Raw genomic sequence first — 22485 nt, forward strand, 5'->3', positions numbered from 1 at the left:
GTTCTAATCCCCTTCTGTAGTACATAAAAAGGGAAGCTCATCGCTTCCCTTTTTGAATAACCACTGGCCGTTCGCCTTGATATCACTCAAAGCATCAACGACTCTTACTTACTAACCTTCCTGAAGTTCTTCTTACCACGTCTCACAACAACGCCCTCTCCGTCGAACTTCTCCTCTGGAATTGTAATCTGGACATCTGCGATCTTCTCGCCGTCCACAGCAACACCGCCCTGCTCTACGGCACGTCTGCCCTCGTTACGTGATGTAACAAGACCTGACTTAACGAGAACTGACACGATATCGATGGCGCCGTCCTTGAAGTCATCTGCTGTGAGTGTTACTGATGGCATGTCTGCTGCAACACCCTTGGAGAACAGTGCTCTTGCACTCTCCTGAGCCTTCACAGCCTCCTCCTCGCCGTGTACAAGCTTTGTAAGCTCGTATGCAAGGATCTCCTTTGCCTGGTTGAGCTGACTGCCCTCCCAGCTATCCATCTTATCTATCTCCTCAAGTGGAAGGAATGTGAGCATACGGATGCACTTCAGAACATCTGCATCTGCCACATTTCTCCAGTACTGGTAGAACTCAAATGGTGATGTCTTGTTAGGATCAAGCCATACAGCACCCTTCTGTGTCTTACCCATCTTCTTGCCCTCTGAGTTGAGGAGAAGTGTGATGGTCATGGCGTATGCATCCTTGCCAAGCTTTCTTCTGATGAGCTCTGTACCACCAAGCATATTGCTCCACTGGTCATCGCCGCCGAACTGCATGTTGCAGCCGTACTTCTGGTACAGTGCGTAGAAATCGTAACTCTGCATGATCATGTAGTTAAACTCAAGGAAGCTGAGTCCCTTCTCCATACGCTGCTTGTAGCACTCTGCACGAAGCATGTTGTTGACTGAGAAGCATGCTCCAACATCGCGGAGAACATCTACATAGTTCAGGTCGAGAAGCCAGTCTGCGTTGTTGACGAGAAGCGCCTTGTCCTCTGAGAAGTCTATGAACTTGCTCATCTGCTTCTTGAAGCAGTCAACGTTGTGCTGGATAGTCTCCTTTGTCATCATCTGTCTCATATCTGTACGGCCTGATGGATCACCGATCATGGCTGTACCTCCACCTATCAGCGCGATAGGCTTGTTGCCTGCCATCTGAAGTCTCTTCATCAGACAGAGCGCCATGAAGTGGCCTACATGCAGGCTGTCAGCAGTCGGATCAAAGCCAATATAGAATACTGCCTTACCATTATTTACTAAATCTCTAATTTCATCTTCATCTGTTGTCTGCGCTATAAGCCCTCTGGCTACAAGCTCGTCATAAATCTGCATGTCCCTCTAGACCTCCTGTATTTATTTATTCAATGTGCGGTTCACTAGCACCACACAGGCAAATATTATAACATTTTGCTATGCACTGTGGCAAGTATATACACACAATTCCCTGTATTATTTTCTTATAAATCATATTTCACACATCATTTTCTGCCGCCGATTTCTGATCGACACCTGTATCTGCGGCACAGTCCTCCTGCAATGGCTATGAGCAGGAATATGTATGGCGTTGTGAGCGACTGGTTAAGATTGACAAATGCCTGAACGGCATACCCGGTTATCCCGAGCAGAACAGCTATCATACTGCCCTCATCCTCAGCATATCCAAGCAGGCACTCCAAGCCAGTCCCTGTCTTTGAACCTCTTACAGTTCTTGAATCTCTCGATGTCTTCTTCTCCTTCGATCTTTTTCCTGCAGATTGTCCGCTTGCGTTTTCATTCTCATTCATCACAGCTCCTGATACCGCAGTTCTCACAAGCGCACCACCTGTGGTAACCAGCAGTCCTACGTAACTCACTGCACCGAATATTCCTGTGGTTATCAGATACTGCAGATACTCATTGTGAGCATTATCATATATAACACCCACCGTATTCATCATATCGTCATAGTACCTGTCAGTCATGATCGCCTTCACTGATTCATTTCCATAACCGAACAGCCTCTGTGGAACACTGAAATCCCTGTACGCCTCCATGAGCCTTCTCCACACGAACCCCCTGTAATTCCCCCAGGAATCCTCAAATGAAAATATACCCATGTGGTTGTGCACCGCATATATCACTGCAGCCACTATGCCTGCAAGCGATACGCCGACCGATACAGCAAGTGCTGCCTTTCCGCGGAACTTCACAGTCCACTTTGAAGCCAGCCTTATGGCCGCCCATACAACGAGAACGACCACGGACACTATCCACACCATCCGGCTGTCACTCACAAAGTAGCTCAGTCCGTCAAGCTCCGAATATCCACTGTCCGTCTGTCCCAGAATAATACTGATCGCCAGGACTCCGCACGCCATGACCAGGCATACATCCGCAAATTCTTTTATCTTTCCTCGGTATGACGCCCATATCCACGCAGCTATCATGGCACCGCCCACACCTGCGTATGCAAGGTTTGCATTGGATATGATCACCGCACCTGTTCCTGTGAGCACAGCGATGACTGCTGTTATCCGTATCACTATGCTCTCTTTTCCCTCCGAGCTGATATACGCCCCGGCTGCCACCGGAACCAGCACGCACAGGAAGCTTGCAAATATGTCGATATTGCCCAATGTGGATATGTATACATTTCTTATGCTCTGCATCAGCCCTTCCCTGAGTCCAAGGAAATCATATCCCATGAACTGGCATATGCCGACAATTCCCACAAATGAGCCCGCAAGCATGAATATGACCACCACATACCGCCTTATCCTGCAATATCTCGCCATACACACATACAGGAAAAAGGCCAGCAGCACGAACTGAAGTCCGCACCTTCTGCCCTCCTCGCCTGTATATGCTGCTGCCTTATTCCCTGACATAAAGAATGCCAGAACATTTGCCAGAACAAATCCTGCCATGAATATATCCATGGTCATGATATTATGCATATCCATAAAATGTCTCAGGCGTCCAATAAACCTGCTGCCATGTGCCGCCCCTGCTGAAGCATCTACATTCCCGCCTGAGCTCTGCGACCCATGCCCTGTGCTGACATTCCGTCCCAGCACATCCACCAGCACCGCCAGCACCATGAGCACCGCATATATGCACAGCGCAATATAGAACGCCCTGTACTTGGTTACTGTTATATCAAAATATTTGTCATGCATTATCAGGGGATATGCAGCCCCCATATATATAAGAAATAATGTGGTTATTCCGTTCTGAAGTTCCCGCCTGCCGTCTCCTGCAATGTTGTCTTTTCTGCCCATACGGCTATACTCCTTTTATAAAAGCGGTGACAATAATCTGAGTATCGCACCAAGTATATTCACCCTGCTTATGTTATTTCTGCACCACGGAATATCTATCTCCTCCGACTCGGCAAATGTATCCATCATATCCTTCTTCACATCTTCTATGGCCTTGCAGTCATACAGGAGAGTTCCACACTCAAAGTGGTGATAGAAGCTCCTGTTATCCAGATTGATGGATCCCACAGATGCAAGCTTGCCATCCATGAGCAAAGTCTTTGAATGTATAAATCCAGGCGTGTACTGATATATCTTCACACCCGCCAGAAGCAGCTCCTTGTAGCTGAACTGGGTCATCTTGTATATATATTTCTTGTCCGGAATGGCCGGCGTAACAATACGCACATCCACGCCCCTCTTGGCTGCCAGCTTCAGTGCCAGCATGAGCTCGTTACACACGATAAGATATGGGGTAAATATATAAATGTACTCCCGTGCATCATTTATCATCTGCATGTACAGATTCTCACCCACATTCTCTCCGCTCAGAGGACTGGACTTGTACGGCTGAACATATCCGTCACTTACGCCACTATAGTCGATCTCCACCGGTCTATAGTTGTTGTAGCTTCCCTCTGAATATCTGAAGCTGTTCCACATCTGAAGGAACATAACAGTGAAGCTCCAGGCGCCCTCGCCCTCAAGTCTCACTCCACTGTCCTTCCATTTGCCGTACTTCTCTATCTTGTTGATATACTCGTCAGCCATGTTGTAACCGCCGGTGTGAGCTATCTTGCCATCAATAACAGTGATCTTCCTGTGATCCCTGTTATTGAAGATAGTGGCAAAGAATGGAACCACCTGATTGAACGCCATACATTTGATACCGTAGGATTCAAGTTCCTTCCAGTAATACTTCGGCACATTGAACACAGATCCGATGTCATCATACATGAACCTGACATCAAGTCCCTCCGCAGCCTTGCGCTTCAATATCTCAAGTATGGTATCCCACATATAACCCTTGTCCACGATGAAATATTCCATGAATATATACTTCTCCGCACTCTCCAGGTCTCTGATGAGATCATCCATCACATCATCGCCTATGGCATAATACTTTACACTGGTATGCTTGTACAGAGGCGCCTCAGCCACATTCTCCATATAATTACATATCCTGTATGTAGGCTCCGACTTTAAATTCTCCGCTGGGACCCAGTTGTCCCCCTTGACGTTCTCATATACCTCCTGCTGGAGAACCCGCAGAAAATTCTTTCTGAGTTTTTTAGGTATCAGCACATGTCCATAGAGCACATACATGAGACCTCCCAGCACCGGGAATATGAGTATCGGCACCATCCATGCCATCTTTACCATAGGGTTAGTATCCTTTGTTATAAGATACATTACAACTATTACGCTGAGCAGCTTGAGAGCACCCGATATATAGATATATCTGTCCTGAAGAAAAACAACCCCCAGTATCATGATCGCCAACTGGACGACCACAAGAAAGCACGTTATTACCATTCTGCTTAGCAATCTGTTAAGTATCTTCTTCATATATTTCCTGCCTTTACTGAATTGATGTCACCTTATAATCCTGATCCTCTACTGTCTTCTTGAGCACGCTGTCATCAACGTCTGCCTTGAGAGTGACAACCGCTGTTCCTGTCTCATGGCTGACTACAGCCTCCTGCACCTGGTCAAGGGCCTCAAGACTCTTCTTGACTCTGGCTTCACAATGTCCACACATCATACCTTCGATCTTCATTGTCTTTGTCATAACTTTGTCCTCCTTGATTCTATACCTTTTATTTTTATCATAAATGTCTGTCAAATTCAACCTCAGCGCATTTGTAACAACACAAAAACTTGACAGGCTCATGGCAAACGCTCCGAACATAGGATTGAGCGTCCAGCCAAATATCGGGATCCACACGCCGGCGGCAAGTGGTATTCCAATTATATTATATATAAATGCCCAGAAAAGATTCTCTTTTATGTTCTTAACTGTTGCCCTGCTGAGTCTTATGGCCGCCGGAACATCTGTGAGCTCACTCTTCATGAGAACAACATCCGCAGCATCTATGGCTATATCCGTGCCTGCACCTATGGCTATTCCTATATTTGCCCTTGTGAGTGCAGGGGCATCATTTATTCCATCACCAACCATGATCACATGCCCCTTCTGCATGAGATCTCGCACAACGCTCTCCTTGCCGTCCGGACGCACGCCCGCTATTACTCTGTCTACGCCGACCTGCTCTCCTATGGCTTTGGCGGTTCTCTCATTATCACCGGTTAACATAACTACTGAAAGTCCCATCGACTGAAGCTGGCATATGGCCTCAGCGCTGTCCTCCTTCACAGTATCCGCCACGCCTATTATTCCGAGGACTCTGTAATCTCCGTCAGTCTCCTCGGCAAAGAACATAGGTGTCTTTCCCTGCTGTGATACCTTCTCTGCGTTATCCTTCATCGCCTCAGGTACATCCGCATAGCCCTTTATATAATCCATATTTCCTCCGATGATCTTTCTGCCGTTCAGACTTCCCATCAGACCGTTGCCCGCAACAGCCTTGAAATCGGATACCTCATAATTTTTATCCTTCTGTGCATCACCTGTCTGGTAATTCTCACTGTAATATCCAACCACAGCCCTTGCCAGAGGATGCTCTGACAGCTTCTCCAGAGCCGCAGCCTTCTGCATCAGCTCGTCATCACTTACTCCATCTGCCGCCAGTATATCCGTCACTACCGTCTCTCCCTTTGTGATCGTTCCTGTCTTGTCCATGACCACTATGCTGCCCTTTCCTGTCTCCTCAAGGGCGGTCGCCGTCTTGAACAATATTCCATGCTTGGCACCTATTCCATTTCCCACCATGATCGCAACAGGTGTGGCAAGCCCAAGGGCACATGGGCAGCTTATAACAAGCACTGATATTCCTCTCGCCAACACATAACCGGCATCCTTGCCCACTATTATCCACACTATCATCGTGATAAATGCTATCAGTATGACAACAGGTACAAACACTCCCGAAACCTTATCAGCAAGCTTTGCTATTGGAGCTTTGGTAGCCGCCGCATCACTTACCATATCTATTATCTTGGACAGTGCGGTATCCGCACCTACCTGTGTAGCACGGCATTTCAGATAACCCGACTGGTTGATCGTCGCCGCAGACACACGGCTTCCTGCAGTTTTGTCCACAGGTATGCTCTCACCCGAGAGAGCTGACTCGTCCACGGCGGAATCCCCCTCAAGGACTACTCCGTCCACAGGAACGCTCTCACCCGGTCTAACGGCAAATATATCTCCAACCGCAACTTCGTCTATATCCACGGTGACCTCCTCACCATCCCTGATGAGAACGGCTGTCTTCGGGGCAAGATCCATCAGACCTTTGAGTGCGTCCGTGGTTCTTCCCTTTGAATATGCTTCAAGCGTCTTGCCGACTGTTATAAGCGCCAGTATCATGGCCGCAGATTCAAAATAAAAATCATGCATGAGCGTCATGACACGCTCACCGTCACCTGCTGTCTGCGCCGCTGTCATGGCATAGAGCACGTACACGCTGTATATGAATGAGGCACCTGAGCCCATGGCCACCAGCGTATCCATATTAGGTGAACCGTGTATAGCGCCCTTAAATCCACTCACAAAGAATCTCTGATTTATCACCATCACGATTATGGTTAGCAGCATCTGCGTGAGTCCCATCGCCACATGATTGCCGTCAAAGAAGCTTGGCAGCGGCCAGTTCCACATCATATGTCCCATTGATATATACATGAGGGGAATAAGAATTATAACTGATGCCACCAGTCTCTTCTTCATTTTTCCAAATTCTTTGTCCGCCTCACTCTCACCGGAACCGCTGCTCTTCCCACCTGAATGTGAAGTATTTCCGCCAGCGGATCTTCCACCCGCCAGACTCGCACCGTATCCTGCCTTCTCAACTGCAGCCACTATAGTTCCGCTGTCGGCTGTTCCATCCACCATCATGGAGTTGGTCAGGAGATTCACCTGACACGAGGTAACTCCCTCAACATTGGATACGGCCTTCTCGACTCTTGCACTGCATGCACTGCATGTCATTCCTGTCACATTGTACTTGTCCATATATTTCACCTTCCTTTATCAAGCATCAGTCAGTTCGTAACCGCACTTGCCAATAACTGACATACCTATTTCATAAGTCTGGTAACCGTATTTACCAGATCCTCTATAGTATCATCCTTGCCATTTCTTATATCGTCTGCAACACAGGTCCTGATATGTTCGGCAAGGAGCTGTCTGTTGAAGCTGTTGAGTGCCGCATTGATCGCCGACACTTGGAGCACGATGTCTGTGCAATAGGCATCATTTTCCAGCATACTCTTCACGCCTCTTATCTGCCCCTCTATCCTGTTCAGTCTGTTGAGAAGCTTCTTATACTCCTCGTCTGTCCTTGTCCTCACCCTGGCTTCCACATCGCTTATCTCTCCGCCATGATGACAGCAGCATTTCTTCTGTTCTTCCATATATCTTTCCTCCATCCTTATTGAACTCCAGCCATGCAAAATTTGCCTTCGGCAAATGGCTGGAGCTACATGTCAAGTTTTCATAGAAAACTTGACACATCCCTTGTACATCAGCCATTTCTGTTCACATTTCAAATGACGCTGCATATATGCCATCTATTTATTATCTGCACATTACGGCTGTTAAATTCTCTTTTCATCCACGGATTATATACCCCCTAGGGGTATGTGTCAACAATAAAAAATCCTCATAGACCAATATTTATACCACTTTATCAGTCTATGAGGGTTTTTCTCCTTTAACCTATATGTCTGAGTTTTATTTACTCTGTTGTATCCTGATCGCCCATGTCGATATCAGCATCTCCGATATCAATCGCATCTGCGCTTGACTCATCACTGCTGTCTGCATCGTCAGTATCAGTTATATCAGTCTCATCAATGAGGCTGTCGTCACTTATATCAAAATCTGAATCACTGTCAATAACAGAATCAACTACAGATGAATCATATGTCTGCTGGTTCAGGACATCCTTAAGATCTATCATATCTCCTGTGGTAGCATCTAACATGATGAGCTGTATTGGATAATCCTTATCGAGGCTTCCATCCTCCATCTTGTCGCACTGTGCAAATACCCATACAGGGCTGTATGTGTACTTATCTCCATCCTTGAGCTTGTAGTATGTAAGTCTTACATCGTTGAACTCAATGGTGCTGTACTGTGTCTTGTTGTCTGTGTAATACTTATTTACAGCCTCCGGAAGCTTCTTGAGTGCATCATCCCAGCTTATAAGATCAACATTGTCCTTCTTGTCTCCTGTTGCTCTGAAGGAATCAAGGCAATATGCTGAGATAAGTCCATTGTCATCAATACCGAGCTGGAATGTCTCATCCATGGTGTCATAATATACTGAGTCATCCCCTGTCGAAAGGGAATCAAGGCCGTATACATTAGGTGTATATGGAGCCACACCGTCCACAGAACGCTTATATGTTACCATGTAACCATTCTTCTCTGCGGCAACTGTGCTGTTTGATGCATCGCTGTAATCCCACAGCAGATCAAAATTACTTGTTTCTATGACATCTGAGATTCCACATGATGCAAGGAAATCTGTTCCCTTCTGCTCAGCATCTGCCGCACTGATAGAAGCTGTGTTTGTGGAAGCCTCCTCGTCAGAATATTCACTGCTGTAGCAGTATACACTTGTTGCGCCATCCTTAGGTCTGTACTGTATAAGCTGATCCGATGGATAGTAATCCAGTGAGAATCCGCCGCCTGTGGACATGTCATCGCCACTTCCATAGAATGTTACCATGAACTCGTTGTCCCCTACAGATCCGATGAATGTGTCTCCACTGTAATCTCCGGCTCCCTCTCTCGTATCAGACGCTGTCTTGAGTTGATCCTTAAGTGACTTCATGTAATCCTCATAATAGCTCTTATCATCATCCGATGTTGCCTGATCCATCATGGACTGAAGTGAATCTATCTCTCTCTGTATATCCTCCTTGTACGGCTTATCCCAGTTATATACATATACACCTGCGCTCACGTCAAATATATTCTCGCACACACGCTTCTTGTAGTCATTGTCTACATTGTTAAGCTCGTAATACAGCACAGACATCTTATCTGTGTCAGGCACCTCTATCTCTGTCGCATTTATCGATACATCAGTGAGACCGGTATCTGCATTGATACCCTCAAGCTTGCCATTGTATGACTCCGGTACATCGAGTCTTGATGCCAGCTTACCGCCGCCACCGCCGTTCTCGTCGTCTCCCATGTTGTAATCCACCTTCTTCTTGCCACATCCTGTGAGCGCAGTTCCTGCCACAAGTGATGTCACCAAAAGCAGCGCCGCCGCTTTTTTGTAACCCGCTTTTCTCATATAAAATACCAACCTTTCCTTACTTAATTGAAGTAATTATAATATATTTTCCCCGCTGACACAACACCATCTGCTATCACTCTTTTGTGATGATGACCTTGCCGTCAACAACCTGAACCTTGACCTTATTGCTGTCGATTCCGGCAGCCGCCAGCATATCAGGGCTTATCTGTACACGATTTGCCTTATCGAGTATCGAGAACTCCTCATGTGAATCATCAGATGAGAAGCCGTCTGTCGTCAGCTCGTTCATTCTGTCCTTGTAAGATTCCTTCATGATCTTCTCTGTGCTAATCTTGCCGTCCGCAATCATAACCACACGTCCCACCTTATTTGCAAGGCTTATATCATGTGTAACTATGATTATCGTTATCCCGAGCTCTTCGTTCAGCTTTCTGAACAGATCCTGTATCATGTTGGATGTCTTGCTGTCCACGGCTCCCGTTGGCTCATCCGCAAGAAGTATCTTCGGATTATTTGCCAGGGCTATGGCTATGGCAACTCTCTGCTGCTCACCACCTGACATCTGAGATGGATATGAATTTATCTTGTCCTCAAGTCCCACTCTGCAGAGCAGATCATGGGCTCTTGCATACTTGTCTTCCTTGTTACTCTTGTCGAAGTACATAGGTACCTGAACATTCTCTATGGCTGTCATATATGGCAGAAGGTTTCTGGAGTTTTTCTGCCACACAAATCCTACAGTGTGCTTTCTGTACTCCACAAGCTCCTTATCCGTCATCGCAAACAGATCCTTGCCGTCGACATACAGCTTTCCGGCCGTAGGTCTCTCAAGTCCTCCGATCATATTGAGGAGTGTGGACTTTCCTGATCCCGACTTTCCGATGACCGCCATGAGCTCGCCGTATTTGATGTTGAGCTCCAGGCCCTGAAGAGCCATGACCTCCACATCGTCAGTCTTGTATATCTTGACAAGGCTGTCACACTCTATGATATTCTCCTCAGAACCAAGGCGTTCCCCGCCGGCTTCTTTATCTGTGCCAGCCTCAGGATCTGCTTCCACGGCTTTCCCGCTGTCAGTGCCCTCGTCTTCCTGAAGATCCATGCCGTACACGAACTCCTGCGTCTCCTGGCCATCCGTGTTCTCCATGTCCTGTGTCTCCACATCCGGTGCTATAGTTTCAGGCTCCACAGCATCGTTCTTCTTTTTTCTGAATAAATGCTTATCGCTCAACTATCTCACCATCCTCTATCTCATATACTACATCACCGAGCTCCATAAGCTTCGGATCATGTGTCGTCATGACTATCGTTATTCCTTCCTTGTACACCAGCTCCTGGAACAGCTTCATGACTGCAAGTCCCGAAGCCGTATCAAGGGCTCCTGTAGGCTCATCCGCAAATATTACCTTTGGCTTATGAGCCACCGCTCTGGCTATGGCAACTCTCTGCTGCTCACCACCTGACATCTGATTTGGGAAATGCGTCATTCTGGATGACAGTCCCACCAGATCGAGCACCTCTTTTATACGGGCATCCCTGTTGCCCTCATATTCCGCAAGTCTGAGTCCGAAATCGACGTTCTCATACGCACTCATAATCGGGATCAGGGCAACCGACTGGAATACAAATCCTATATTGTATCTTCTCAGCTTCTCCTTTTCCTTCTCGTTCATCTCGCTGTACACGTGGCCGCCGACTATCACTTCGCCCTCAGTAGGCTCATCCAACGCGCTCAGGATATTGAGCAGTGTCGTCTTACCCGATCCTGAACGACCTTTGAGTATAGTGAGCTTTCCAGCCGGGACTGTTATATCTATTCCCTTGAGTGCATAGAAATCTTCTCCGCTTCCAAGTCTGAAACAGCGTTTGATTCCATGTGCCTCTATCATAATTTCATCCATAGATTAATCCTCCCCCAGCTTTAATGCCTGTGTTATATTCATCTTCTTCAATATAGTTCTTATGACTACGAAACATACAACAAACATAAATACAACAACCGCTGTGAGCTTTATGATGTCGTAAGGATCCACAGCTATCGATATCGCTATGTTGTGTGATTCCGGCAGATAAACCACGGAAACCAGCTTGACGAAAAGCGCCGTAGCCGCAGCACCGACTCCGTATCCCGCCAGACTGGCAAGTACCGAGCTGAATATCTGCTCATTTATGAGCATCTTGTTGATCTCACGCATGCTCATACCCATAGCTCTGTAGATACCAAACAGAAGTTCTCTCTGTTTGATGGATGTTATCCAGTATATCAGGAATCCCACCGTACAAAGTATGATCGCTATGATAAATGACAGTGAGAACAGACCATTTGTTATGAGCACCAGAGGTGACTCCTGCATCTCTGACACATCCTTATCCACACTCTCATACTGCACTATATTGACATCCTCATCACTGAGTGCCTGAAGTACATCCTTGTAGTCCACACCATCCTTGAGATGCATCCATACCTGGTATGGTGTCTGACTGAATGCACCAACAACATATGCATAGTTGGCAACTACGAGGTATCTCTCCACCTCCTGCATCTCTCCCTCGGAATCCTTCTCATACACATACTGTTGGAATCCCGGGAATGCATCCACTATGGCACATACCGTTCCGCTAGGAGATGCGATCTCCTCCTTCTCCTTGCTTGCAATAGGACTGTATCTCGCATAGTTTATTGAATCTCCAACCTTTATATTGTACTTCTTTGCAAGGTTTGATGAAATGATGACTCCATTCGACACTGTTGCAAGATCATTCAGGTAATTGTACCAGTGCTCCTTGTTGAGTCCGCTCTGCAGTCTGGCCGTCTCACCGAACTCCTTGGTGTTGATACCCATGAGTACGCTGCCCGCCAACTCCTCGCCGCCCGCTTTTATGACGGCATTGTCGTCGTATATGACTCTTGTCACCTTGTCACACAGGCTGTCCTCGAGCTTTGTAAATCTCTCAAAATCCTGCTCTGTGTAATACCAGTGGGTCTTCTTGTCTTTGTCTATGTATGTTCCTCTAGTCCACTGCTCCTGTACCACAAGATCCGTTCCCAGATTGTAATCTATTCGCTGTGTCTTGTTCTTATTTATGGTTCTTGCCATGTTCGAGTTGAACATACCCATGGCTATTGTCATTACAAGGAACACTGATATGAATCCCTGCTTCTTGACCGTACGTGTGATCTGCAGGAATGATGCGTACACAGCCGGTGACCATCTCTTTCTTCCGATCCTGTATATCAGTCTTATCAGGTATTTGATGAGTCTGAGCACCAGAAGTCCCACTGCAAATATAAAGAGTGAGGAGTTCAGAAAGATGACCGGATCAGGTCTTGAACCCGCAAGTATATCGAGTGCTATCGTCGATTTCTGCTTGTTGTAATTGTACAGGAGGTATATTGAAAGTGTCACAAGGATGACGTCCACAAAGAACTTCTCCCAGAATGGCTTGTAATTTACCTTTCCTGTTCTGCTCTTCTGCTCTACTATGGAGTTCTTGGCGTATTTGAACACCGGAAGTGTCACAAATAATATAGCTATAACAGCGGCAGCCAGACTGTATACTATCATCCACGGATCTACTCCATAGAAATGTGTATCCTTAAATCCAAACTGCAGGAACGAATCCGTGCTTGCTGCAAGCTTACACAGAAGATATCCTATAGGGATTCCTATCACTATGGCTATCGCCGACAGTATTGCCGACTGTCCAAGGTATATTCCGAGAACCTGCTTCGTGCTGGTACCACGGCTCTTGAGCATGGCGATCTCTCCATCCTCCATCTCAAGTATCTGACTTGATACCATGTAAATGAATGCCAGAAGCAGAACCAGTATTGGGAGCTCCAGAACCCATATGATTATACCGATGGTTCTTGCATCGCCTTTATAATCTATGAGCACACTGCTGAAATTCTGCTCAAAATATTTATCTGACTTCTCAAATGACTGGAGATAATACAGCGTGTCCATGGCATTCTTGTGTGTTATCTGTGAGTAGTCAAGCATGACGTGATCCACGTAGTATATTGTGAGGAAGCCGTACTTGCCTATCATGTCGTTGAAGTCATCCTTCTTCACATATACCTCGCTGTCGAGATCTGCAAGCTGGTCATACCAGAAGCTGTCTGAGTAATCCTTCTCCTCAAATACACCTACGATCTGATACTTCATAGGATTGCCCTGTGAGTCAACGGCATCGCTGAGTCCGGTATCTATGCTGAATACCTCTCCAACGACAAGGCCGTATTTGTCAAGGTTTCTCTGTGAGATGATACAAGGATACACACCATCCTCTGTCTTGGCATCCTCGAGTGACGTTCCATATGTTATGTTCACATGATCCTCTATCTGTGGCATATATGTCATGTTGAAGCTGGTCCTGTGATTCAGGTTGCTCTGGGTGTACCCCGCCTGAAGTGACAGGCTGGTCTGCTTCTGCAGAGCATCTATCTCCATGTAGTAGTTCCACATGTCCTCATATTTGCCGATCCTGCCAAGCACTGCATCGGCATCGGCATAATCGTCTACCGCGCATGAGCCTGATCTGCCGATAGTTGCCGGATACTTGTTCTGCTCTACCATCGCCGCGTCAAACTTGGACGACATGAGCATATCCAGCGCTCCGTTTTTGAACATTGGGTTGCACGATGCAACAGCCACCAGCAATATGATTCCAAGCAGGAGACATGCATTTAACCACTTCTTGTTCAATAATTTATGTGATAAAAATTTAAACATTATATCTCCTCTCTGCTACTCTGCTGCCGCCGCATCTCCGCCAGATGAATCCGATCCGCCATCCGACTGGCTGTCTGCGCCTGACTTTGAATTATCGGAACCATCTGATGAACTCGATGAGCCACCGGTGGATGTTGCTCCTGATTCCTTAGCTATGACATCGCCCTCTGAAAGACCTGACAGTATAACCGTCTTGGTCTTGTCTGCCTCGCCGAGAGTGACATACTGCTTTATGATCTCATCATCCTTGATGAGCCATACATAGTCATACTCATTTGAATTGTTCTTGCTCGTCTCATGATAGATCATGTTGTTAGGTATCATGACCACGTTCTCATAGGACTTTGTCGGGTAGCTGACCTGATATGACTTCGGCTTCTTGTAAAAGCTTGCATCATCAACCTTTATATAATACTTCAGTTCATCACTGCCTGAACACTTGGTTACGTGAACCCCGCCCTCTGAATCAGTACTGATATATGACTTGGAGCTGTCTCCGGTGCTTCCGACACACACTCCGCTTATCTTCTTACCGCTGTTGTTCTTATTTGATATTGAAACCTTCTGGTTTACAGCAAGTTTTCCCTCTGATATGGATATCGCCAGGATCACATTGTCGTTGCTTCCGACTGTGAGTACATTTGCACCTTCCTTGACAGCCACATCAGTCTTCGCGCCAACCGAGAGGACTGTTCCCGCCTGGTCAGCGTAGACAGTTATCTTTCCGCTTCCATCATTGTTCTTGTTGAGCTTTTCTCTCTGTGCGTTTAAGCTCTTAATGGTTGCATTGTGTGTATATATCCTAAGATCCTTGTTGTATGTAACAACATTTCTCTGGCACACGAGCTGCTCCGCCATGTAGAGAGTGTTCTCTGCATCCGTCGGCGTTGCCACCTTACCCTTCTGGTATCTCGTGATCTCATTTGTAAGCTCATTTATCTGATCATCAAAATCCTTGAGATCCGAACTGTAAGTCTGGTTCTCCTCGCTGATCTGGTTATCTATATCCTTGACCGCCGCTGTTCCGCCGCCACTGTCAATGACAAACAGCACATCCCCCTTCTTAACCTTCTGGCCCTTCTTGACGTTGAGTGACGTGAAACGTCCATCGCATGGTGCAGTGTAGCTGACACTGTTGAGGTCCTCCACCGAGAACGAATCGCTCTTCACCGTTGCTGTCTTCGTATATGAATCGAGTGCCACCGTGTATTCTGTGTAATCACTAGGCATGACCGCATCTGAAGCGTAGTAGACAAGATCGCCTTCCTTGAGTCCGCTGACTACCTCTGTGTAGTTATTGTCGCTGGCACCGGTCTCTATATCCCTGCGCTCCTTCTCACTGGAATCTGTCTTGACATATACAAATTTCTGGTTGTTCTCCTCGTATATGGAATCATTTCCCACTGTGAGTACGTCCTTTGCATCGGATGTACTGAAATACAGTGACACCGTGTTGCCCACGCTGAGGATCTTATCTGCATCCTTCACACCCTTGAGCTTAAATCTTGTGTATGGAAGACTTGACTTGCTCTGTGCCACAGCTATCTCCTGATTGGTGTAGTTGTATGGCACTATGTCATACTGCTTTCCATTTATCACAGTGTACATGTTCTTATACATGCTGTATGTATTCTTCTTGAAGCTCTCACCGGTTATCTCTATATATGGATCACTGTAATCTGAAACCACGACCACGTTCTCACCGCCGCCGACAGTATTCTCACTGCCGCTTATCTTCTTGGCGTATGTTACCGTGCCCGGACGGTCTGCCTTGAGCGTTCCGCTCTGCTTGACCTTGTCCTCATCCTCGTCCTGCTGTGTGAGCTTTTTCTGCTCATACTCATATAAAAGATTATCGTACCTGTTGTTCTCCTCATTTATGGCTTTTTCTGTTCTGGCCTCTGCAGCGCCCTTTGAATCACCGATCTCTTCGCACGCCTTTATCTTCCAGTCCAGCTCAGCCTGATTCTGCTCATATATCTTCTGCTTGATCTCATGTGAATACTTCTTCACATCCTGGGAATCAGCTCCCGAGCTGTCGTCCCCATCCATCGATGTTGAAGAATCATCCACTATTGAGCCTGAATCTGTACCACTGCCATCGTCTCCCGATGCTGTGGATGCATTGCTGTCGGTCTCTGCAAGAACCGTGTCCTTCTTGACCTCATCGCCCACATTCACATACACCTTTGACAGAGTCACAGATGTGTCATAGTAATAACAATAGTCAGTTGGGACTATCGTTCCGGTCTTGATGACCTTTTTGCCTATATCTCCATATGTGACCGGTCTGTATGCCTCATTTGTACTTACAGGTTCAACGAGCTCAGGAACCTTCTCGCTGTTCTCCTTGCCACAGCCCGCCATTCCTCCTGCCATGACAAATGACATTACCAGGCATGCTATTCTGGCGGTCATATTCTTTTTTGTCCGTGTGCTGCCTTTATGCATAATATTCTGTATCATCAATTTATCACCACCTGCTCTCCGGCCTTCAGTCCTGATTTGATAACTGTATAATCATCCACCGTATCTCCAACAGTAACTTCTACCGCATTCCTGTATCCGTCCTCATTTACAGTGTACACATACTTCTTCTCACCCGAGCCGTCAAACACAGCCTTTTTATTCACATATACAACGTTCTTTACAACCGGCTTATCTATGACCATCTTGAGGGTATCCGCTTCGGTCACTCCGGTCATATCACTGACAGGCTGAAATGTAAGTTTCTGCATCTCCTCTCCGGTGGCAGAGCTTGTATACTTCTCACACTTCGTGAGCTTCAGTGTAAATGTTGCCTCCTGAAAATCAGCATCGTAGGTCTGCCCCTCCTTGAATTCGTATGAATCCGCAGTCTCTGATACATAATCAGACGAACCCGAATCCACCGTTATGAGCGTATCACCCGCTGTGACATATCCATACTGCAGATCTGAGTTGACATAAGTCACTGTTCCGTTCTTGTCTGCAATGACCTGATACTCCTTCATTCTCTCGTTCTGCTCTTTGATGTATGTATCCGCCAGATCCATATCCTCCTTCGCCGCGGATATGTCACTGGAGTAATCCTGGCTGCTGTCTATGCTCGCCAGCCTGTTGTAATGGTCTATAAGAAGCTGATCCCGCTCCTTCTGATCCGTATACTGATCTATGGTCTTCTGGATATCCTTGGCCTCAAACTGGATCATCACATCGCCTTTGGCCACCTTATCGCCCTCTTTTACCTTGACCTCCTGAACCTTGTAGTCAGACTGCTGTATCGAGTAATCATTGCTGCTGTAACCATCAGGCTTGAGCTCCAATGTTAATGAGGACTGGATATCTCCGCTCTTAACCTGATCCGTATTGAATTCCACCTTGCTATACGGCTCTATATTTATTCTGGAACTTCCTGTCTGTCCACCGGTACTGCCTCCGCAGCCAACCAGCGACACGGACATCAGACCGGCAATCGCTGCCGCCAGAACCTTCTTATTGAATATCGCTTTTGACACGCTCTATTCCTCCTGTTTTTATGAATATATTTGATTCTACCCCCTGTCAGCCCATATATCAAGGAAATCTCCCGGGAGTTAATATTAGTTAAAAAAAAGAGAAAGCTTATGTTTTAAGCTTTCTCTAGAAATAAAAAATGCGGGAGATGGGACTTGAACCCACACGCCGTTTCCAGCACTAGATCCTTAGTCTAGCCTGTCTGCCAATTCCAGCACTCCCGCATATTCTATATGTAATTGATAACCGCCCATTCTCTCACATCCGAAATTCCATAGGACTTTCAAAATAAAAATGCGGGAGATGGGACTTGAACCCACACGCCGTTTCCAGCACTAGATCCTTAGTCTAGCCTGTCTGCCAATTCCAGCACTCCCGCATATTCTATATGTAATTGATAACCGCCCATTCTCTCACATCCGAAATTCCATAGGACTTTCAAAAAAAAAATGCGGGAGATGGGACTTGAACCCACACGCCGTTTCCAGCACTAGATCCTTAGTCTAGCCTGTCTGCCAATTCCAGCACTCCCGCATATTTATGTGATGTCGACTTCTGTGCTCGTCACCAACGAATAAGATAATACCATCTATCGAATACAAAGTCAACAACTTTTTTCAGATTTTTATCATATTAGTGAGCTTTCTGTCCACATCCTTCATAAGGTACTCCTTGAACGCTGTGTAATACTCATGTGTGAACTGTGTATACAGGAACTTATTCCAAAGATTACTGCAGTATGTACTGTCAAAATCATAATATGAATCAGTATATACCAGACCATTGCTGAACCTGGTCACATCCAGATACGGTTCCTTTCCTGCATAGTTAAGTCTCATAACGAGGTTCTTCTGCTCACTACAGCAAGCAAAAGTCTCAAGAAACATCTTCATCTGATCCTTTGTTATTCTCTCTACGAACATATGTGCCTCCTACTCTGTGTCTTTACTCTCATTGGTCATCCCCCTAACCTCTATAATTATAGCATACGCCTCCGAATTATAAAACCTTTTCGCGCAACAAAAGAACCGGATGTGTAAGTTTATACCACATCCGGTTCTTTTTACTTATATATAGAAGATTCTATATTCTATATTATGATAACTGTGCCTTTGCAACCTCAACAAGCTTTGCAAATCCCTCAGCATCGCTGATAGCCATCTCTGAGAGCATCTTTCTGTTGATGTCAACACCTGCCAGCTTAAGACCATGCATAAGCTTGCTGTATGAGATGTCGTTCATTCTTGCTGCTGCGTTGATACGAGCGATCCAGAGCTGTCTGAACTGTCTCTTTCTCTGCTTTCTGCCAGCGTATGAAGATGTAAGTGCTCTCATAACTGACTGCTTTGCTACTCTATACTGCTTGCTTCTTGCTCCTCTGTAGCCCTTTGCAAGCTTTAATACCTTATTGTGCTTCTGCTTTGCGTTCATTCCGCCTTTAACTCTTGCCATTGGTTTTCTTCCTCCTGATCTATTAGATATAAGGTAATATCTTCTTCATTACCTTCTCGTTTGTTGCGTCTGTCATTGTAGCCTTTCTAAGATTTCTCTTTCTCTTAGTGGTCTTCTTTGTTAAGATATGACTCTTATAAGCTTTAGATCTCTTTAAACCGCCGTTAGCTGTTTTCTTGAAACGCTTAGCTGCTGCTCTTTTTGTCTTTAATTTAGCCATTTTACTTACTTCCTCCTTGAATTATATGTCTATAATAATTTAACGCTTTTGTGTTAAAAACATTATCATGCTTCTTCCTTCAAACTTAGCAGGCTTATCGATAACTGCTATCTCTGCAAGCTTCTCAGCAAAGTTGTCAAGAATAACCTTTGACTGCTCTACATGCGCAAGCTCTCTTCCCCTGAATCGCAGTGTAACCTTAACCTTATCGCCATGCTCAAGGAACTTTCTTGCCTGATTGATCTTGGTATTAAGGTCATTCGCATCGATGTTCGGTGAAAGTCTGACTTCCTTGACTTCCATGGTCTTCTGCTTCTTCTTGGCCTCTTTCTCTTTTCTGGCCTGCTCATAACGATACTTACCATAGTCAACTATCTTGCACACCGGTGGCTGTGCCTTAGGTGCTATCTTCACAAGATCAAGTCCTGCATCCTGAGCCATCTTGTATGCATCCCTGGATGACATTATTCCAACAAGCTGACCATCTTCTCCGATGAGTCGTACCTCTCTGTCTCTAATCTGTTCGTTGATCATTAAATCGCTAATGACTCTCTACCTCCACACTTTTAAAATTCAATTCTCTGACATAAGAAAAGTGGATAGAACCATCTATCCACTTTCTTAATACAAAGCATATTCAAACTCAGGGAAACCCTGTAAATCTTCTAAGCTAAATATTAACCCGAGTCATGTCAGACCATGCTGAGGTGAGAGTGGATACTCTGCTTCTATGTTCACTGTTTCACACAGCAATGGTAGAATACCACATCGCCAGCCGTGTGTCAACTGTTATTTTTCTTTTGTCGATATGCCTCTGTGCTGCCTTTATATCACTCATTATCGCCGTGGGATTCAACCGGGATGAACACCCTGTCATTGTCCTCTTCCTTCACCGGCTTCTGACTCTCCTGCGCAAGCTTCACAAAATACATCTGTGAATCAAGCTTTGCCTTGCCCCTGAGATCCTGCTTCGCATATGAGCCGTCAGGCTGCATGATGTGAGCCTTGAGTGTATCCTCAAGCTGTATCTTAAGGATATTCTTTATCTTCTTCTTAAGCTCCGGATCCTCTACAGGGAACGTTATCTCAACTCGCTTGTCCAGATTTCTAGGCATCCAGTCCGCACTTCCCATGTATATATCCTCAAATCCATCATTGTAGAAATAGAATATTCTCGAGTGCTCAAGATAATTTCCAACTATGGATCTTACTGATATATTATCTGAAAGTCCCGGAACTCCTGCCTTGATACAACATATTCCCCTGACGATGAGTTCGATCTTTACGCCTGCCTTTGAGGCATCGTAGAGCGCATTCATGATCACCGGATCACAGAGACTGTTCATCTTGGCAACTATCCTTGCCTTTTTGCCCTGTCTCGCATTCTCTGCCTCACGGCCTATCAGCATGAGGAATTTGTCCTTCAGCCAGATCGGGGCAACTGCAAGCTTGTTCCACTTCTTCGGCTCTGAATATCCTGACAGCATGTTGAACACCGCCGTCGCGTCCTCTCCTATGGCATCGCTGCAGGTGAGAAGTCCCATGTCAGTGTAAAGCTTTGCGGTCTGATCATTGTAATTTCCTGTTCCCAGATGCACATATCTTCTGATTCCGTCCTCCTCGCGTCTGACAACCAGTGCGATCTTGGAATGTGTCTTAAGACCCACAAGGCCATAGATAACATGACAGCCCGCCTGCTCCAGCTTCTTGGCCCACGCTATATTGTTCTCCTCGTCAAATCTTGCCTTGAGCTCGACGAGAACAGTTACCTGCTTGCCATTTTCGGCAGCCTGTGCAAGTGCCGCGATGATAGGTGAATTGCCGCTGACACGGTAAAGTGTCTGCTTGATCGCCAGGACATCAGGATCATTTGCCGCCTGTTTTATGAACTCTATGACCGGAGTGAACTCATAATATGGATGGAACAGAAGGATGTCTCCCTTCTTTATCCTGTCAAATATATGGCTGTAATCGCCCATTCCAGGTACAGGCTGCGGTTTGTACTTAGGATACTTCAGATGGTCAAAACCATCTATGCCGTTCACCTTCATGAGAAATGTGAGATCCAGAGGTCCGTTGATCTTGTATACGACCTCGTCATCGACTCCGAGATGCTTCTTGAGCTCCTTAAGGAGCTTCTTGTCCATTGCCTCGTCCACCTCAAGTCTTATGACCTCTCCCCACTGTCTCTGCTTGAGCTGCTTCTCGATCTCCTTCAGCAGATCTGCGGTCTCCTCCTCATCTATGGAGAAGTCTGCATTTCTCATGATACGGTATGGATATGCACACACTATGTCGTAGTTCAGGAACAGCTTGTCAAGGTTCTTCTCAATAACCTCCTCCAGAAGAATTATCTCGGTAACGCCCTTCTCCTCAGAAGGAAGTCTCACGATCCTTGGAAGTACAGATGGAACCTGGACGGTCGCTATATCCGTCACGTCCTTTTTCTTATCGTATATGAGTGCACCTATATTCAGTGATTTATTGCGCACCAGCGGGAATGGTCTGGACGAGTCCACCGCCATAGGTGTGAGTACCGGGTATACATCCTTCTCAAAGTATTTGTCCACGTACTTTGCCTGCTTTGGAGTGAGATCCTCATGGTGTCTCACAAGCTTCAATCCGTTCTGGGCAAGCTGAGGGATGAGGGATCTGTTCAGTGTCTGATACTGGTTCTTCATGAACTCTTTGGTGCTGGCATGGAGTGCGTCAAGCTGCTCCCGCGCCGTCATTCCGGCTATATCCTTCTTGGTGTATCCGGCATGCACCATATCCGTGAGTGATGCTATTCTTACCATGAAGAACTCATCCAGATTGGATGCCGTTATACTCAGGAACTTTATTCTCTCAAACAGAGGAATGGTCCTGTCCTTCGCCTCGGACAGACATCTCTTGTCAAATTCAAGCCAACTGAGCTCTCTGTTATAAAATATCGGATTCTTATCTGCCATC

16 protein-coding genes and 3 tRNA genes are annotated in these 22485 nt (G+C 46.2%); all 19 read right to left on the reverse strand.

What is annotated here, in order from left to right:
• Positions 1-104 precede the first annotated feature (104 nt).
• Positions 105-1325 (reverse strand): tyrosine--tRNA ligase, encoded by a 1221-nt coding sequence (gene tyrS / locus GT575_RS08585; protein WP_022216244.1) that lies wholly within the window; start codon positions 1323-1325, stop codon positions 105-107.
• Positions 1326-1471: 146 nt separating this feature from the next.
• Positions 1472-3253, reverse strand: a complete 1782-nt coding sequence (locus GT575_RS08590; RefSeq protein WP_022216245.1) for an O-antigen ligase family protein — start codon at positions 3251-3253, stop codon at positions 1472-1474.
• Positions 3254-3268: 15 nt separating this feature from the next.
• Complete coding sequence (gene cls, locus GT575_RS08595) at positions 3269-4801, reverse strand: cardiolipin synthase (protein ID WP_022216246.1); 1533 nt, start codon at positions 4799-4801, stop codon at positions 3269-3271.
• Positions 4802-4814: 13 nt separating this feature from the next.
• Complete coding sequence (locus tag GT575_RS08600) at positions 4815-7367, reverse strand: heavy metal translocating P-type ATPase (protein WP_055273351.1); 2553 nt, start codon at positions 7365-7367, stop codon at positions 4815-4817.
• A gap of 65 nt (positions 7368-7432) precedes the next feature.
• Positions 7433-7768: a metal-sensing transcriptional repressor gene (locus GT575_RS08605; RefSeq protein WP_022216248.1), complete on the reverse strand. Its 336-nt coding sequence runs from the start codon at positions 7766-7768 to the stop codon at positions 7433-7435.
• Positions 7769-8091: 323 nt separating this feature from the next.
• The gene (locus GT575_RS08610) at positions 8092-9666 is read right to left on the reverse strand and encodes a hypothetical protein (RefSeq protein WP_161171877.1); all 1575 of its coding nucleotides are present in this window, start codon (positions 9664-9666) and stop codon (positions 8092-8094) included.
• Between the two features lie 76 nt (positions 9667-9742).
• Positions 9743-10861 carry an ABC transporter ATP-binding protein gene (locus tag GT575_RS08615; protein WP_308936782.1) on the reverse strand — a complete coding sequence of 373 codons (1119 nt, stop codon included), beginning with the start codon at positions 10859-10861 and terminating at the stop codon, positions 9743-9745.
• Positions 10851-11531 carry an ABC transporter ATP-binding protein gene (locus GT575_RS08620; protein WP_015533878.1) on the reverse strand — a complete coding sequence of 227 codons (681 nt, stop codon included), beginning with the start codon at positions 11529-11531 and terminating at the stop codon, positions 10851-10853. The genes GT575_RS08615 and GT575_RS08620 overlap by 11 nt, the downstream gene beginning before the upstream one ends.
• Before the next feature lie 3 nt (positions 11532-11534).
• Positions 11535-14366, reverse strand: coding sequence for an ABC transporter permease (locus GT575_RS08625; protein ID WP_161171878.1), 2832 nt, complete (start codon positions 14364-14366; stop codon positions 11535-11537).
• Between the two features lie 15 nt (positions 14367-14381).
• Positions 14382-16832 (reverse strand): biotin/lipoyl-binding protein, encoded by a 2451-nt coding sequence (locus GT575_RS08630; RefSeq protein WP_161171879.1) that lies wholly within the window; start codon positions 16830-16832, stop codon positions 14382-14384.
• Entirely contained in the window at positions 16832-17863 is a 1032-nt protein-coding gene (locus tag GT575_RS08635; protein WP_022216253.1) for an efflux RND transporter periplasmic adaptor subunit, read from the reverse strand. Before GT575_RS08635 ends, GT575_RS08630 begins: the two co-directional genes overlap by 1 nt.
• A 138-nt stretch (positions 17864-18001) precedes the next feature.
• Positions 18002-18085 (reverse strand) — tRNA-Leu (locus GT575_RS08640).
• A 71-nt stretch (positions 18086-18156) separates the two neighbouring features.
• Positions 18157-18240, reverse strand: a tRNA-Leu gene (locus GT575_RS08645).
• Between the two features lie 71 nt (positions 18241-18311).
• Positions 18312-18395, reverse strand: a tRNA-Leu gene (locus tag GT575_RS08650).
• An 83-nt stretch (positions 18396-18478) separates the two neighbouring features.
• Positions 18479-18784, reverse strand: coding sequence for a hypothetical protein (locus GT575_RS08655; RefSeq protein WP_015533881.1), 306 nt, complete (start codon positions 18782-18784; stop codon positions 18479-18481).
• Positions 18785-18956: 172 nt separating this feature from the next.
• On the reverse strand, positions 18957-19313 hold the full coding sequence (gene rplT, locus GT575_RS08660) for a 50S ribosomal protein L20 (protein WP_004849136.1): 357 nt from the start codon (positions 19311-19313) through the stop codon (positions 18957-18959).
• A 22-nt stretch (positions 19314-19335) separates the two neighbouring features.
• Positions 19336-19533, reverse strand: coding sequence for a 50S ribosomal protein L35 (gene rpmI, locus GT575_RS08665; RefSeq protein WP_004849138.1), 198 nt, complete (start codon positions 19531-19533; stop codon positions 19336-19338).
• A gap of 39 nt (positions 19534-19572) precedes the next feature.
• Positions 19573-20067: a translation initiation factor IF-3 gene (gene infC / locus GT575_RS08670; RefSeq protein WP_015533882.1), complete on the reverse strand. Its 495-nt coding sequence runs from the start codon at positions 20065-20067 to the stop codon at positions 19573-19575.
• A 296-nt stretch (positions 20068-20363) separates the two neighbouring features.
• On the reverse strand, positions 20364-22484 hold the full coding sequence (locus GT575_RS08675; RefSeq protein ID WP_015533883.1) for an RNA degradosome polyphosphate kinase: 2121 nt from the start codon (positions 22482-22484) through the stop codon (positions 20364-20366).
• Position 22485 lies beyond the last annotated feature (1 nt).

Source organism: Coprococcus sp. BIOML-A2 (assembly GCF_009875795.1).
Taxonomy (GTDB): Bacteria; Bacillota; Clostridia; order Lachnospirales; family Lachnospiraceae; genus Coprococcus; species Coprococcus aceti.

Excerpts from the sequence above, each read along its gene's own strand:
- tyrS (WP_022216244.1), bottom strand. The coding sequence starts at position 1,325 with ATGCAGATTTATGACGAGCTTGTAGCCAGAGGGCTTATAGCGCAGACA.
- GT575_RS08590 (WP_022216245.1), bottom strand. The coding sequence starts at position 3,253 with ATGGGCAGAAAAGACAACATTGCAGGAGACGGCAGGCGGGAACTTCAG.
- cls (WP_022216246.1), bottom strand. The coding sequence starts at position 4,801 with ATGAAGAAGATACTTAACAGATTGCTAAGCAGAATGGTAATAACGTGC.
- GT575_RS08600 (WP_055273351.1), bottom strand. The coding sequence starts at position 7,367 with ATGGACAAGTACAATGTGACAGGAATGACATGCAGTGCATGCAGTGCA.
- GT575_RS08605 (WP_022216248.1), bottom strand. The coding sequence starts at position 7,768 with ATGGAAGAACAGAAGAAATGCTGCTGTCATCATGGCGGAGAGATAAGC.
- GT575_RS08610 (WP_161171877.1), bottom strand. The coding sequence starts at position 9,666 with ATGAGAAAAGCGGGTTACAAAAAAGCGGCGGCGCTGCTTTTGGTGACA.
- GT575_RS08620 (WP_015533878.1), bottom strand. The coding sequence starts at position 11,531 with ATGGATGAAATTATGATAGAGGCACATGGAATCAAACGCTGTTTCAGA.
- GT575_RS08625 (WP_161171878.1), bottom strand. The coding sequence starts at position 14,366 with ATGTTTAAATTTTTATCACATAAATTATTGAACAAGAAGTGGTTAAAT.
- GT575_RS08630 (WP_161171879.1), bottom strand. The coding sequence starts at position 16,832 with ATGATACAGAATATTATGCATAAAGGCAGCACACGGACAAAAAAGAAT.
- GT575_RS08655 (WP_015533881.1), bottom strand. The coding sequence starts at position 18,784 with ATGTTCGTAGAGAGAATAACAAAGGATCAGATGAAGATGTTTCTTGAG.
- rplT (WP_004849136.1), bottom strand. The coding sequence starts at position 19,313 with ATGGCAAGAGTTAAAGGCGGAATGAACGCAAAGCAGAAGCACAATAAG.
- rpmI (WP_004849138.1), bottom strand. The coding sequence starts at position 19,533 with ATGGCTAAATTAAAGACAAAAAGAGCAGCAGCTAAGCGTTTCAAGAAA.
- infC (WP_015533882.1), bottom strand. The coding sequence starts at position 20,067 with ATGATCAACGAACAGATTAGAGACAGAGAGGTACGACTCATCGGAGAA.
- GT575_RS08675 (WP_015533883.1), bottom strand. The coding sequence starts at position 22,484 with ATGGCAGATAAGAATCCGATATTTTATAACAGAGAGCTCAGTTGGCTT.